Origin of the sequence: Arthrobacter sp. UC242_113 (assembly GCF_044054585.1) — a bacterium.
In the GTDB taxonomy this organism is placed as follows: domain Bacteria; phylum Actinomycetota; class Actinomycetes; order Actinomycetales; family Micrococcaceae; genus Arthrobacter.
The window spans coordinates 719,138-733,571 of the sequence record NZ_CP171968.1 but is presented as its reverse complement, the minus strand read 5'-3'; the positions used below and the strand labels follow the sequence as shown (position 1 = coordinate 733,571).

Sequence of the window (14,434 nt, the reverse complement as noted above, 5' to 3'; positions counted from 1 at the left end):
TGGATCAGAGCCCGAAGGTTTCCGACTCGTCGAAGGGGCCGACCACCGTCACGGTCCGGGGCGCCGCAGCCAGCTCACTGGCCAGCTCCTGGACCTGTTCCGCCGTCACGGCCTTGATGAGCCGCAGGGTCTCGTCGATGTCCTGGTATTCACCGGAGACCAGCTCGGCGCGGCCGAGCCGCGACATGCGGGAGCCGGTGTCTTCGAGGGCCAGGACGATCCCGCCGCAGAGCTGGCCGACCGCTTTGCGGAGCTCCTCTTCGGAGATGCCGCCGGCCGCGAGGCTGTCGAGCTCGGCGCCGAGGAGTTCCAGGACCTGGCGGACCTTGGTGGGCGTGCAGCCGGCATACATGCCAAAGTAGCCGGCGTCGGCGTAGGACGAGGCGAAAGAGTACGTCGAGTACACGAGCCCGCGCTTCTCGCGGATCTCCTGGAACAGCCGTGACGACATACCGCCGCCCAGCACCGCGTTCAGCACGCTCATGACGTAGCGGCGTTCATCGGTGGCCACGATGGTGGGACAGCCCATGATGATGTTGGCCTGTTCCACCGGGCGGGTGACCACGTGCAGCCCGGCGGTGCCGGTGATCTCTGCGCGCTCGGTGGAGCGGCGCTCCACGGGAGCTGCCCCGGACTCAAGTGACCACCCTGCGGAGTGGAGGGCATCCACCACAAGCCGGCAAACGACGTCGTGCTCCAAGCCGCCGGCGGCGGTGATCACGAGCTCGTCCGGGCGGTAGTAGCGGCGGTAGTGGTCCCAGACGGAGTCGCGCGCCACGGCGCGGATGGCGTCCGGGGTGCCGCCGATGGGGCGTCCGAGCGGATGGGTGCCGAGCACGGCGGCGACAAAGTGTTCATGGGCGACGTCCGTGGGGTCGTCGCTGTCCATGGCGATTTCTTCGAGGATGACGTCCCGCTCCTGCTCCATCTCTGCAGGGTCGAGCACGGCGCCGGTGATCATGTCGGCGATGACGTCGATGGCCATCGGCAGGTCGGTATCCAGCACGCGGGCGAAGTAGCAGGTGCTCTCCTTCGCCGTGGCGGCGTTGGATTCGCCGCCCACCTCGTCAAAGGCGGACGCGATCTCCAGAGCGGTGCGCCTCTTGGTGCCCTTGAACAGCAGGTGCTCCAGGAAGTGCGTCGAGCCGTGCTGCCCGGGGGCCTCATCGCGGGACCCCACGCCCACCCAGAACCCGATGGTGGCCGAACGCTGCCCGGGCATCGCCTCGGTCAGGACACGCACCCCGCCGGGAAGGACCGAACGGCGGACTTCCGAACCGCCGTCGGCTCCGTGGATCAGGGTGTCGCCGGGGTGGTTCTGCTCCAGCGGCAGGGGTACGACAGTCATCAAGGCCTTTCGGGAAGCGGAGCCAAATCTGCCTGCAATCGTACCAGCGGGCCACGCCGTCGGCGTGGCTCTGACGTGGGCTTATCTGCCGCCGCAAAGCGGTGTTGAGAGGGGTGGGTTAAAAGGGGCGGGGCCGGTGGTACAACCAACGGCCCCGCCTTTATGGGTTCCGGCAGCGTAGCTAGCCGGAGCCTGGACTACTCGGAAGCGTCCGAGCCTTCTGCCGGAGCGGAAGCGTGAACGCGGTCGGCGTCGGCGTCGCCGGCGCCTTCCTCTTCAGCAACCACCGGAGAGAGGGACAGCTTTCCGCGGTCATCGATCTTGGTGATCTCGACCTGGATCTTCTGGCCCACGGAGACGACGTCGTCGACGTTGTCCACGCGCTTGCCGCCGGCGATCTTGCGCAGCTCGGAGATGTGCAGCAGACCGTCCTTGCCCGGGGTCAGGGACACGAAGGCGCCGAAGGTGGTGGTCTTGACGACCGTGCCCAGGTAGCGCTCGCCGATTTCCGGAACCTGCGGGTTGGCGATGGCGTTGATCGCGGAGCGGGCGGCATCTGCCGACGGGCCGTTGGTGGCGCCGATGTAGACGGTGCCGTCGTCCTCGATGGAGATGTCTGCGCCGGTGTCCTCCTGGATCTGGTTGATCATCTTGCCCTTGGGGCCGATGACCTCGCCGATCTTGTCCACGGGGATCTTGACGGCGATGACGCGCGGAGCGAACTCGGAGAGCTCGTCCGGGGTGTCGATAGCGGCGTTGATGACCTCGAGGATGTGGAGGCGGGCCTCGCGGGCCTGCTTCAGTGCTGCTGCCAGCACGGATGCCGGGATGCCGTCGAGCTTGGTGTCCAGCTGGATGGCCGTGACGAACTCGGAGGTACCGGCAACCTTGAAGTCCATGTCGCCGAAGGCATCTTCGGCGCCAAGGATGTCGGTCAGCGCGGCGTAGCGGGTCTGGCCATCCACCTGGTCGGAGACCAGGCCCATGGCGATGCCGGCAACGGCGGCCTTCAGCGGGACACCGGCGTTGAGCATCGACAGCGTCGAGGCGCAGACCGAGCCCATGGAGGTGGAGCCGTTGGAGCCGAGGGCTTCGGACACCTGGCGGATGGCGTACGGGAACTCCTCGCGGGACGGCAGCACCGGCACGAGCGCGCGCTCGGCCAGAGCACCGTGGCCGATTTCGCGGCGCTTCGGGGAACCGACGCGGCCGGTCTCACCGGTGGAGTACGGCGGGAAGTTGTAGTTGTGCATGTAGCGCTTGCGCGTCACCGGCGACAGCGAGTCGATCTGCTGTTCCATCTTGAGCATGTTCAGCGTGGTGACGCCCATGATCTGGGTTTCGCCACGTTCGAAGATGGCGGAACCGTGAACGCGGGGCAGGACCTCGACCTCGGCGGTGAGCTGGCGGATGTCCGTCAGGCCGCGGCCGTCAATGCGGATCTGGTCCTTGAGGATGCGCTGGCGCACAACGTGCTTGGTCACCGAGCGGAAGGCTGCGGAAACTTCCTTCTCGCGGCCTTCGAACTGGCCGGCCAGGGAGGCAACAACCTCGTCCTTCAGCTCGTCCGCTGCGTTGTCGCGGTCCTGCTTGTCAGCGATCTGGAAGACAGCGGTGAGCTTCTCCGCGGCAGCAGCCTCGACGGCGGCGTAGACGTCGTCCTGGTAGTCCAGGAAGACGGGGAACTCAACGGTGGGCTTGGCAGCGCGGGCGGCCAGGTCCTGCTGCGCTTCGCAGAGTGCCTTGATGAACGGCTTGGCAGCCTCGAGGCCCTCGGAAACAACCTCTTCGGTGGGGGCGGTGGCGCCCTGTTCCTTGATGAGGCTCCAGGAGTTGTCCGTGGCTTCGGCTTCGACCATCATGATGGCGACGTCGTCACCGGCAACGCGGCCGGCCACAACCATGTTGAACACGGAGTTCTCGAGCTGGGAGTGCTTCGGGAAGGCAACCCACTGCGAACCCTGCTCGTCGGCGACGAGGGCAACGCGGACGCCGCCGATCGGGCCGGAGAACGGCAGGCCGGAGAGCTGGGTGGACATCGAGGAGGCGTTGATGGCCACGACGTCGTAGAGCTCGTCCGGGTTGATCGCCAGGACGGTGACGACGATCTGGACCTCGTTGCGCAGGCCCTTGACGAACGCGGGGCGCAGCGGGCGGTCCATCAGGCGGCAGGCCAGGATGGCTTCCGTGGACGGGCGGCCTTCACGGCGGAAGAACGAGCCCGGGATGCGGCCGGCGGCGTACATGCGCTCTTCGACGTCCACCGTCAGGGGGAAGAAGTCAAAGCCTTCACGCGGGTGCTTGCCGGCGGTGGTGGCGGAGAGCAGCGCGGTGTCCTCGTCGATGTACACCATGGCTGCGCCGGCCGCCTGCTTGGCAAGACGGCCGGTTTCGAAGCGGATTACACGCTTGCCAAAGCGGCCATTGTCAATGACTGCTTCTGAGAACTGGATTTCGGGACCCTCCAAGAGAGTCACCTCCGTTTCTTGTGTGACGGAAGTCCAGCCGCATCAACCCAGCCAGCATCTGTCTACTGGCCCTGCACCCGGTCATCGATCGAGACCCACGGGCCGGCTTCAGTCAGCGAAGCTTCCCGGGGATCACTACCGAGGACCGCGAATGCGTGATGCGGTTGATCCTCCTGTTTAGTTTTTATGTACTGACGAGGCGGCCCGTTCCGGCAGGAAAGGGCCGCCTCCAAACCAGACTAGCGGCGCAGGCCGAGGCGCTCGATGAGCGAACGGTAGCGGGCGATGTCGGTGTTCTTCAGGTAGGTCAGCATGCGCTTGCGGCGACCAACCATGGCCAGCAGACCGCGCTGGGTGTGGAAGTCGTGCTTGTGCTCCTTCATGTGCTCAGTCAGATCCTTGATCCGCTGAGTCAGAACCGCAATCTGGACCTCCGGCGAACCGGTGTCGCCCTCGGACGTTGCGAAATCCTTGATGATGGACTGCTTTACGGCGGCGTCAAGTGCCACAATAACTCCTAGAGATGTGCCGTGAGGCCCGAGTCAGTAATTCACTGCCGGGGGTGCCGGCGCCGGCTTCCGAAGAAGCTTCCGCACACAGCAGGATCCAGCAACCACGGACTGCAGCCGGATCCACCGCTTAGTTTACCGGCCGTGTTGCAATCTTGTCGAAACGGCCTCAGTGCTGTTCCGGTTCCTGTTCAGCCTCCGGAAGAAGGTCCCGGATGGCTGCCATGCCGCGGTGAAGCTCGGCAAAGCCGGTGCTCAGCGGCGAAAGTCCAATCCTGATGCCTTGGGGCGCACGGAAGTCCGGGATGACATCCTTCTCCCACAGCGCCGCTGTCACCTCGCGGAAGGCGGGATGGTCAACGGTGATGTGACCTCCGCGGCGGTCGGGGTCCCGAGGCGTGGCAAGCCTCACGCCCGCCGGCGCGAGCCACGCGTCGTGCAGTTCCAGGGCGTAGGCAGTGAGCTGGCGCGACTTTTCGCGGATGGCGGCCATGCCGGCCTCGTCAATCAGGTCAAGGGTGCCGCGCATGGCGATCATTCCAAAGATGGCCGGCGTGCCGCTGAGGAAACCGCGGATACCGGCGGCCGGTTCGTAGCCGGGCCCCATCTCGAACGCATCCTTCCGGCCCATCCATCCCCAGATGGGCTGGGCCAGTCCGGGCAGGTGCCGGTCGTTGACGTAGGCGAAGGCGGGCGAGCCGGGCCCGCCGTTCAGGTACTTGTAGGTGCAGCCCGCAGCGAAGTCCACGTTCCAGGCGTCCAGCTGCAGCTCCACCGACCCGGCGGAATGGCACAGGTCCCAGACCACCAGGCCGCCGGCGTCGTGCACTGCCGCCGTGATGGCGGGCAGCTCCGCCAGATAACCGGAGCGGTAGGCCACGTGGCTAAGGAGGACGACGGCGGTGGCCGGCCCCACGGCCTCCCTCACCTGATCGAGGTGGACACCGGAGGCCGGATCCGCTTCGATCCAGCGCAGGGTCAACCCCTCCTCCTTGGCGATGCCTTCGACGAGGTACCGGTCGGTGGGAAAGTTGTCCGTATCCACCACGATCTCTGTCCGCGCCGGATCCCCGACGGCGGCCAGGGCTGCCCGGATCAGCTTGTACAGCACCACGGTGGTGGAGTCGGCGATGATGGTCTGGCCCGCGGCGGCGCCCAGCACCGCCCGCCCCAGCTGGTCGCCGATGGCCTGGGGCATGTCCAGCCATTCCTCGTCCCAGCCCCTGATCAGGCGCCCGCCCCAGCCCTTCTCGATGAAGCTGGAAATGTCCCCCGCGGTCCGCTTGAGCGGGCGGCCCAGAGAGTTGCCGTCGAGGTAGGAAAGCTCGGTGTCCGCGCCGACGAACAGGTCCCGGTACCGGGCGAGGCGGTCTTCGGCGTCGAGGCGCGTGGCCTTTTGCAGCAGGGCTTCGCTTGCCGGCAGGGCCTCGCCCGCTGGGGCGGTCAGGTCACCCGAGCCATCCAGGGCGGTCACTGTCCGATCTCCGTACGCACGGCGAACAGCTCCGGGAAGAACGTCAATTCAAGGGCCTTTTGCAGGAACGCCGCTCCGGTGGAGCCACCGGTGCCCGTCTTCATGCCGATGGTGCGCTGCACGGTGCGCAGGTGCCGGAACCTCCACAGCTGGAAGTTGTCCTCCAGGTCAACGAGTTCCTCGCACGCCTCGTACGCTCCCCAGTTCTGCGCGGCGTTCTCGTAGATGTGCTTGAACAGCGGCACCAGGGCAGGCTCAAACTCGTGCGCACGGGTCACATCCCTGTTGAGCACCTCAGCGGGGACATCGAAGCCCTGGCGGTGGAGATAGGCAAGGAATTCGTCGTAGATGCTTGGCGCGTGCAGGACTTCGGTCAGCAGGGCGTGGGCTTCGGGGTCGGATTCGAAGACTGGAAGCATCTTCCTGTTCTTGTTGCCCAGCACGAACTCCACGGCACGGTACTGGCTCGACTGGAAGCCGGATGAATTGCCCAGGAACCCGCGGAATTCCGCATACTCGGTTGGCGTCAGCGTGGCCAGGACGGACCACTGTTCAGTGAGGGTCTTCTGGATGTGCTTGACCCGCGCGATGCCCTTCAGGGCCGAACCGAGGTCATCGGAACGCAGCCACTGGGCGGCACTGCGGAGTTCGTGGAGCACCAGCTTCAGCCACAGCTCCGTGGTCTGGTGCTGGATGATGAAGAGCAATTCGTCATGGTGTTCCGGGACGCTGACGGGCTGCTGGGCGCTGAGCAGCGTGGGCAGCTGGAGGTAGGACGCGTAACTCATGCGGGAACTGAAATCGCGCACAATGCCCTTGTCCAGTTTCCTGGTGTTTCTCTCTACGGTCACAGCGTCGCCTTCCTTGCCAATACTGTGTGATGCGGGACTGCGTGTGCAGACCCGCGGGTGCAGGCGGGGTCAGCGCTTGAGCAGGATGTCGTGCGTCTGCAGGACGTCCTGGCGCATCTGCTCCACGAGGGCTTCAGGCCCACGGTATGCCACCATGCCGCGGAGCCTGGCCACGAACTCCACAACTACTGTCTGGCCGTACAGATCGAAGTCCTCGATGCGCTCTTCGGGCCTGTCGATGACGTGTGCCTCCACCTGGCGGCTGACGCCGTCGAAAGTGGGGTTGGAGCCAACGGAGATGGCGGCAGGCCAGCGCGTCCCCGCCTCGTCCACAAGCCAGCCCGCGTAGATGCCGTCCGCCGGAATAAGGCCGCTCGCGTCGCTGGAGAGGTTGGCGGTGGGGAAACCGAGGTCGCGGCCACGGGCGGCCCCGTGGACCACCTCGCCCCGCATCCGGTGCGCGCGGCCCAGGACCGCGGCGGCGGTGCCGACGTCTCCTTCCCCGCAGCGCTTCGCGCACCCAGGTGGAGGAACAGCGGCGGTCCGTTCCGCCGTCGTCATGCAGCGGGAAGCCCTCCGAGCCGAACTCGCTAATCACCAGCACCTCGAAGCCGAACTTCTCCCCCAGGTCCTGCATGGTGTTCAGGTCCCCGGAGTTGCCCTTGCCGAAGCGGGTGTCATGGCCGATGACAACATGGCTGGCGTGGAGGCTGTCCACCAGGACCGAGCCGACGAACTCTTCCGGGGTAAGGCTGGCGAGCTCCAGGGAGTACTTCATGACCAGAACGGCGTCCAGTCCGAGCTCGCCGAGAGCCTGGAGTTTGTCCTGCAGGCCCATGATCAGTTCAGGCGCGCTTTCCGGCCGATGGACCAGGGCCGGGTGCGGGTCGAACGTCACCGCAACCGACTTGGCGTTGTTCAGCCGCGCGGTCCTGATGAGCTGTGACAGCACCTGCTGGTGTCCGCGGTGTACGCCGTCGAAATTGCCGATAGTGACAACGGAAGGACCAAAGTCTTCGGGGACCTCGGTCGGATCATTCCAGATGTGGACCATCAACCTCGCCTTTTACTGCCTGACAGAACGTGCTTCCGGCGCGCCAGGGCCGGAACTCTCTAAGGTTACCCGCAATCCCTGCCGGTCACGGACGCCCCCCGGGGTGCGGCGGGCAGGCGGCGTGGTGAACCGCGCTCGGGGCAGCCCGGTGGTGGCCTACCGTCTGCAGGTACGCGCCGCTAGGATGCAGAGGCAGCGGCCCAGGCAGCACTGCCCTGGGCCTTCGAGTTTCATTGCGTATCAACCGCACGGATCGCCTGCGAGATGAGCGGGCGGGAAGGAGCCACGCCATGAGTGATATCCAGGAGCTGTTGGGACAGATCCCTGTCCAGCAGATCGCTTCCTTGCTGGGGACTGATCCGGCGTCCGCGCAGGCCGCAGTGGAAGCCGCCGTGCCGACGCTGCTTGCCGGGATGCAGAACAACGTCCAGGCGCCGGAAGGCGCTGCTGCGCTGGAATCCGAGCTAGCCAGGCACCGGAATGGACTGGCCGACGGCGGCCTGGACCCGTCGCAGGTTGACACCCAGGACGGCGAAAAGATCGTTGGCCACGTCTTCGGCGGCCAGCAGGACCAGGTAGCCAATCAGTTGGCGGGGACAGCAAACCTCGGCGGAGTCGGCGGGGACCTCGTCCGCAAGCTGCTGCCGATCCTCGCCCCTATCGTCATGTCCTATCTGGCCAAGAAAGTCCTCGGCGGCGGGCAGGGTTCTGGCGCACAGCCGTCCCCTTCCGGTGGTGGCGGAATCGACCTGGGCAGCATCCTCGGGGGAATCCTGGGCGGCAGCCTCGGCGGGCTGGGTTCCGGCGGACTTGGTTCCGGCGGGCATGGCACCGGTGGACAGGGTGCGGGCGGGCCCGGTTCAGGAGGGTTCGGTTCGGGCGGCCTGGGCGATATCCTGGGCGGCATTCTTGGTGGCGGCTCGCAGCCGCAGCAGGCTCCGCTGACCGGGCAGGACCGGGAACCATCCACGCAATCCGGTTCGGCGCAATCAAACGATCCAGGGCAGACGAACGATTCAGCGCAATCGAACGATTCAGGGCAGACGAACGAGTCGGTGGCACCCTCGCACGGGTCGTTGACGCCCGGCGAGCTGATCGAGATGGATCTGCCGGACGAGAACCGTTAGATCCGTGAGACCAGGCTAGGCCGCAGGGGCCGCGGGCCGCCGTCGGTAAAGCCAGATGAGGCCCAGAATCGGCAGGATGAAGGGAACGAAGGCGTAGCCGCGGCCAAACGCGGACCACACGGTTTCGTGCGGGAACTGCACGGGGTCGAACAGGCTCAGCGCTCCCACGACAATCACGCCGACCAGTTCCACCAGGACCGCTACCAGGGAAACCTTGAACCAGGTGCGGCCGGCCTTGGCCAGCGACACCGTAGCTACCACATAGACGACGGCGGCGAAGGCGGAGAGCAGGTACGCAAGCGGAGCTTCGGAGAACTTGGTGAGGATCTGGTAGCCGGCCCGGGCAGTAGCCGAAATGGCAAAGATGGCGTAGACAGCGATGAGGAGCCGGCCGGGACCGGTGTTCCTCGTGTCGGCCGGGCGCTTGCCCGTGTGTTCGGACGTATCGGACGTATCGGTCACGTTGCGTGCTTCTTCCACTTCAGTACCAGATCTGATTCATGCGGGCGGCCATGACGAGGGCGGTAACGCCGACGGCCGCCAGGACAAAGTTGCTCCAGCGGGTCCGTTCCAGGACGGACCAGTACACCGCGGCTACCGGCAGCAGGAGCGCGGTGGCGAGGTAGCCCCAGAATTCCCAGGCTTCTCCCGCGATATGCTCCCCCGCGATGACCCGCACTATCGAGCCAACGAGGTAGACCAGCAAGGCCAGTTCGACGGCGGCCACCGAAAGGATCGTGATGTCGTTCGGAGCCTTCTTCATGACGCCCGCCGCCACGCAGATGAGCGTGGACAGCAGGCCGACGCCCAGGATGATGTAGAAATACGCGTCCAACGCTAGGCCTGCCCGCCGCCGTCGGCACCAGAACGGCCAGGCACGCCGGAGCCTGTGCCGGACCCGCCCGTGCCAGAAGTGTTGGAACCGCCCGGCGCAGAACTGTTGGAACCGCCGGGCCCCGTTCCCGGGGCGAAGACCAGCACGGGTTTGGCGAAACTTCCGCTGTCCGCGAGCAGCGCCACAAGTGATCCGTCAGGCGCGAACGCGGCTGCTGGCTTTTCGGCTGTCGCGGCGGCCGGTGTGCCCGCAGCAGCTCCGGCGGCGATGCGCCGGCCGAAGGAAATCTCGGTGGTTTCCTCTGCGCTCAGGTTCCGATTCGGCATGAGCGCCCTGGCCGCCTGCGACATTTCGAGGACTTCGAGGTCTTCCGCGAGCTGCTCAAGGGTGCGCGCCTGGTCCAGCGAGTACGGTCCCACACTGGTCCGACGCAATGCGGTCAGGTGCCCGCCGACGCCGAGGGAGTTACCGAGGTCCCGGGCGAGGGCACGAATGTAGGTGCCTGACGAACATTCCACCGTCACGTCGACGTCCACAACATCAGTGTCGTGTCCGGCGGCCTGGTCCCGGCGGATTCCGTGGATGTCGAAACGGTGGATGGTGACTGGCCGGGCAGCGAGCTGGACATCTTCCCCGGAACGGACGCGCGCATACGAGCGTTCACCGTTGACCTTGATGGCGCTGACGCTGCTGGGCACCTGCTGGATCTCGCCTGTCAGGGACTCAACGCCGGAGCGGATGGCATCCTCGGTCACGGAAGCGGCGCTCGCCCGGCTGACAACTTCGCCTTCGGCGTCGTCGGTGATGGTGGATTCCCCCAGCCGGATGGTGGCCGTGTATGTCTTTGACGTGCCCACGATGTACGTGAGGAGCCGTGTCGCCTTGTTGATGCCGAGCACCAGGACGCCGGTGGCCATGGGATCCAGCGTTCCCGCGTGGCCCACTTTCCGGGTACCGGCGATCCGCCGCATCCGTCCAACCACATCGTGGCTGGTCCATCCCTGCGGCTTGTCCACTATTACCAGTCCAGAAAGCACGCCTATCAGTATATGGGGCATGCGGCCCGCTCACCGGTGACGCTGCAGGGCCCGGCACTAGGATGGCAGTCATGCCCGAGCTTTCCGCGCACATACGCGACGTCCCCGTCAACCAAATCCGCGAGATCACCGAGGCGGCGTGGCGCACCCCCGGAGCGCTGATCCTGAGCATCGGGGAGCCCGGGTTCGCGCTCCCCCGCCATGTCCTGGATGCCGGAATAGCTTGCCTGGACCGCGACGAAACCAACTACACCCCGAACGCCGGCATCCCGCCGCTCCGGGAGGCCTTCGCAGCCAGGTTCCGCGAGCAGTCCGGCGTAGATATTGGGGCGGACCGCGTCTATGTGGTGGACGGCGCCCAGCAGGGCCTGCACTTCGCTATGAGCCTGCTGCTCGCTCCCGGCGACGAAATCCTGATTCCCAATCCGGGCTATCCCACGTTTGCCATGACCAGCCGGCTGTTGCATGCGGTCCCCGTGGAATATCCCCTGTACCCCGCCCATGATTTCCAGCCCCGGATCGCGGACATCGAGGCGCTCATCACGGAACGGACGCGAGTGCTGATGCTCAACTCGCCGTCGAACCCTTTGGGCGCCGTCCTCCGGGAAGACCTGACCCGGGAACTGGTGGAACTGGCCCGCCGCCACGACCTTTGGATCATCTCAGACGAGTGCTACGAGGCCTTCACGTACGACGTCCCGCACGTGAGTCCTGTTCGGTTCGACAGCGCGGCCCCCGGTGAGGCGCGTGTGTTCACGTCGCTGACGCTGTCCAAGACGTATGGGCTTACCGGCCTGCGCATCGGAGCACTGATCTGCCCGCCCGGGCTGGAGCAGCGGATGAACAACGTCATGGAGGCGATCGTCTCCTGTGTGGCGTCGCCGTCCCAGTACGCGGCGCTCGCCGCGTTGACCGGTCCGCAGGACTATGTATCGCAGGCCCACGCGCATTACCGGGCCAACCGCGATGCGGCGTCAGCTGTGCTGGCAGAGAAGGGCATTCCCTATCTGAGCGCTCAAGGGGCGTTCTACCTGTGGGCGGACGTCTCACACGTCAGCGGCGGAAATGTCCGGGCCTGGGTCAAGCAGTTCCTCGCCGAGGCCGGAGTCTCCTTTGCACCCGGGACTGCCTTTGGCTCCATCGGCGAAGGGTGGATCCGGATCGCGCTCTGTGGTGACCAAAGCGAACTGGTCGAGGGCGTGGGCAGGCTCCCACGCAGGCTCACCGTGTAGCTGGAATCAGTAGTCGGTGCGTGCGGCGTTGTTGCGCCAGGCATCGAACGGGGCGCCCGACGTCGGAACCTGGCTGTGGCTGACCGGCAACAGTTCGGGCCGGGTGCCGCCGAAGTACTCGTAGAAGACGGCGTCGTCGAATCCCGCTGCGGCTGCGCCGTGCCGGTCCGCGGCGAAGTACACGCGGTCGATCCGTGCCCAGAGCGCCGCCGCGAGGCACAGCGGGCAGGGCTCACAGCTGGCGTACAGGACACTGCCGCTTAGGTCGAAGTTCCGGGTCTCCTTGGCGGCGGTCCGGATGGCCACCACCTCGGCATGGGCGGTGGGATCGTTGTCACGGGTGACCCGGTTGACCCCTTCGTGGACGGTGCCGTCAGCTGTCACCACCAGCGCGCCGAAGGGCCCGCCGCCGGCCGCGACATTCCGTTCGGCCAGTGCCACCGCCCCGGTCAGGTATCCGGTCACGTCTGCAGGAGATGGGTGGGCGCGCATGGTCTGATCATAGCCAGCAGAACGGTGCTGCGGGACAGTCGTGGCGCGGTTCATTCGTGTTGGGGTCGTGAGTGGAAGTAGTTGTTGCGGCGGGGTTTTCGGTGGGGGTCGAGTTCTGGTGGGGGTTTGAACCAGGGCACCTCGTTGGTGACTTCGATGTGCCAGTTTTCTTTGTGGATGAGGTGGTGGTGGTGGCCGCAGAGCAGGACGCCGTTGCCGGTTCCAGTGGTTCCGCCGCGTGACCAGTAGGTGATGTGGTGGGCTTCGCACCAGGCAGCGGGGATGGTGCAGCCCGGGAACGCGCAGCCCTGGTCCCGGGCCGTGATGGCCTTGCGGATGTGGGGCGGGAAGACGCGTGAGGCGCGGCCGATGTCCAGGATCCGGCCGTCGGTGCCGAGGACGACGGGGATGATGTCGGCGTCGCAGGCGATTTTCCGGATCGTGGCCGGGTTCACCGGCCCGGTGAAGGCGAACAGTGCGGTGCCGGTGTTCGTCCCGCTGGCGGTCCGGCCGGTGGTGGTCCGGCCGGTGGTGGTCCGGCCGGTGCGGGCGGGATGCGGTTCTTGGACCTCCTCGCCCAACTGCGCTTCCTGGGCCCGATGCGCTTCTTGGGCACATTGCGCGCCTTGGGCCCATTGCGCGTCTTGGCGGTGTTGGAGGTCGGCGAGGAGGTCGCGGTAGTTGATGGTGGCCAGGATCTGGGGCCGGTGTCCGCCGTTGGCGGGCAGGGTGTCGGTGGTGAGGACTGTCTGCAGCGCGCCGACGAGCCCGTCGAGCCGTTTCTGGCCCTGTGAGCGGTGATCCAGGGAGACCTCGGGGACGCCCTCGGTGTCCCACCCGGCAAGGCTGGCCGGTTCAGCGCTGCCCGCCCCGTCACCACCCATACCGTTGGCACCCGTTCCGTCGGCGCCATTCCCGTCGGCCCGGGTTCCGTCGGCGCCGTTCCCGTTCCCGGGTACCGGAGTGCGGGGGTTGGTGGCGGTGTTCATGACGGTGGTGATGGTTTCGAACTGTTCGGCGGTAGCGAAAATTTCCAGGTGCTGCAGGCCATGTTTGGGGCGGCGGATGAAGGCGCCCTGGATTTGCCGGAGGGCCGCTTCGGAGGGTTCGGTCCCGTCCTGGTCGATGGCCTCGGCCCAGTGCCGGGCGACGCGGGTGAGGAAGTCGGTGTCGTTCTCGATCGCGGCTCGGGTCAGGTCGTGTTCCATCGCGGCGGTGTGGGCCAGGGTGGTGAAATGCCGTGCCCGGTCCAGGGCCAGGGTGATGGTGGTCGCGGCGCGGGAGCTGATCTGGGCGGTATCGACCGCGGCGGCGAGCTCTTCATACCTCGGCGCGAGCTGTTGCCCGCCGAACCCGGTCCGGGGCAGGACTGCGTCGGCCAGCCCGATCCGGCGGCGGGCTTCGGCGGAGCTGATCCGCAGCCTTCCCTGGAGGAACTCGACACTGTTCCGGGACCCGTCATCCCCCGGACCCGGACCCGCGTCATCAGGATCGGGGACGGGGACGAGGGGTGATGCTGCCCCGGTGAGGGCGGCGGTGCGGGACCGGTCCACCGCGCCCGCGGCGAGCACCTGCAGGCGCTCTACTTGCCGGGAGAGCTGCTCGACCCGGCCGGCGAAATCCGCGGCCTGCCTGAAACCCCACAACGCGGTGTCTTCGGCGGTGATAGAGTCCGGTTCCAGCACGGCCAAGGCCTGATCAACCACGTCCCCCTCGAGGACACTGGCGCCACCGTCAACAGGAACGCTTTGAAGGGCGTTAGCACCAACAGAAACCAGCTCAAAAGCCAACCCACCGGCACCGGGCCGTAAGGCCCGGTCTGCGGTGAATCCCCCGAACGGCTTCCATGAAAACATTCTGGTGAGGGGGTACGACATTATTAGCCACGGTCTCGGGAGACACTCCCCGGAGTCCGGCCCCGCCGCCGTCGGGCAACCGGCCTACTGAAGTGCCGCCGTCGATAACGACACCGCTGAGCGGGCCACCGCCGTCGTTCCCTGAGACGGA

The 14,434-nt window shown here is 66.5% G+C and carries 12 protein-coding genes and 1 pseudogene; 2 read left to right on the top strand and 11 right to left on the bottom strand.

Annotation, left to right across the window (positions count from 1 at the left end):
* Positions 1–4: 4 nt before the first annotated feature.
* The 6 genes and pseudogenes from ACHMXB_RS03300 to ACHMXB_RS03275 form a co-directional block, all read right to left on the bottom strand.
* On the bottom strand, positions 5–1,348 hold the full coding sequence (locus ACHMXB_RS03300) for a M16 family metallopeptidase (protein ID WP_395402743.1): 1,344 nt from the start codon (positions 1,346–1,348) through the stop codon (positions 5–7).
* 197 nt (positions 1,349–1,545) lie between these two features.
* Positions 1,546–3,816 carry a polyribonucleotide nucleotidyltransferase gene (locus ACHMXB_RS03295; protein ID WP_395405101.1) on the bottom strand — a complete coding sequence of 757 codons (2,271 nt, stop codon included), beginning with the start codon at positions 3,814–3,816 and terminating at the stop codon, positions 1,546–1,548.
* Between the two features lie 239 nt (positions 3,817–4,055).
* A complete protein-coding gene (rpsO, locus tag ACHMXB_RS03290; protein WP_102970860.1) occupies positions 4,056–4,325 on the bottom strand; it encodes a 30S ribosomal protein S15 in 270 nt (89 codons plus the stop codon).
* 169 nt (positions 4,326–4,494) lie between these two features.
* The gene (gene kynU / locus ACHMXB_RS03285) at positions 4,495–5,790 is read right to left on the bottom strand and encodes a kynureninase (protein WP_395405099.1); all 1,296 of its coding nucleotides are present in this window, start codon (positions 5,788–5,790) and stop codon (positions 4,495–4,497) included.
* A 5-nt stretch (positions 5,791–5,795) separates the two neighbouring features.
* Positions 5,796–6,650: a tryptophan 2,3-dioxygenase gene (gene kynA / locus ACHMXB_RS03280; protein ID WP_395402741.1), complete on the bottom strand. Its 855-nt coding sequence runs from the start codon at positions 6,648–6,650 to the stop codon at positions 5,796–5,798.
* Positions 6,651–6,719: 69 nt separating this feature from the next.
* A pseudogene (locus ACHMXB_RS03275) lies at positions 6,720–7,704 on the bottom strand (bifunctional riboflavin kinase/FAD synthetase).
* 290 nt (positions 7,705–7,994) lie between these two features.
* On the opposite strand from ACHMXB_RS03275, the gene ACHMXB_RS03270 reads away from it, so the two are divergent.
* Complete coding sequence (locus tag ACHMXB_RS03270) at positions 7,995–8,831, top strand: DUF937 domain-containing protein (RefSeq protein WP_395402739.1); 837 nt, start codon at positions 7,995–7,997, stop codon at positions 8,829–8,831.
* 15 nt (positions 8,832–8,846) lie between these two features.
* Here the strand turns inward: ACHMXB_RS03270 and ACHMXB_RS03265 are convergent, their stop codons facing one another.
* From ACHMXB_RS03265 to truB, 3 genes are read right to left on the bottom strand one after another with little or no spacing between them, the layout of a single operon-like run.
* Positions 8,847–9,293: a hypothetical protein gene (locus ACHMXB_RS03265; protein ID WP_395402737.1), complete on the bottom strand. Its 447-nt coding sequence runs from the start codon at positions 9,291–9,293 to the stop codon at positions 8,847–8,849.
* 19 nt (positions 9,294–9,312) lie between these two features.
* Positions 9,313–9,666: a hypothetical protein gene (locus ACHMXB_RS03260; RefSeq protein ID WP_395402735.1), complete on the bottom strand. Its 354-nt coding sequence runs from the start codon at positions 9,664–9,666 to the stop codon at positions 9,313–9,315.
* A gap of 2 nt (positions 9,667–9,668) precedes the next feature.
* Positions 9,669–10,703 carry a tRNA pseudouridine(55) synthase TruB gene (truB, locus tag ACHMXB_RS03255; RefSeq protein ID WP_395402733.1) on the bottom strand — a complete coding sequence of 345 codons (1,035 nt, stop codon included), beginning with the start codon at positions 10,701–10,703 and terminating at the stop codon, positions 9,669–9,671.
* 71 nt (positions 10,704–10,774) lie between these two features.
* On the opposite strand from truB, the gene ACHMXB_RS03250 reads away from it, so the two are divergent.
* Complete coding sequence (locus ACHMXB_RS03250; protein ID WP_395402731.1) at positions 10,775–11,935, top strand: pyridoxal phosphate-dependent aminotransferase; 1,161 nt, start codon at positions 10,775–10,777, stop codon at positions 11,933–11,935.
* 6 nt (positions 11,936–11,941) lie between these two features.
* Here the strand turns inward: ACHMXB_RS03250 and ACHMXB_RS03245 are convergent, their stop codons facing one another.
* A complete protein-coding gene (locus ACHMXB_RS03245) occupies positions 11,942–12,427 on the bottom strand; it encodes a nucleoside deaminase (RefSeq protein ID WP_395402729.1) in 486 nt (161 codons plus the stop codon).
* Positions 12,428–12,477: 50 nt separating this feature from the next.
* Entirely contained in the window at positions 12,478–14,133 is a 1,656-nt protein-coding gene (locus ACHMXB_RS03240) for a DUF222 domain-containing protein (RefSeq protein ID WP_395402727.1), read from the bottom strand.
* Between the last annotated feature and the right edge of the window lie 301 nt (positions 14,134–14,434).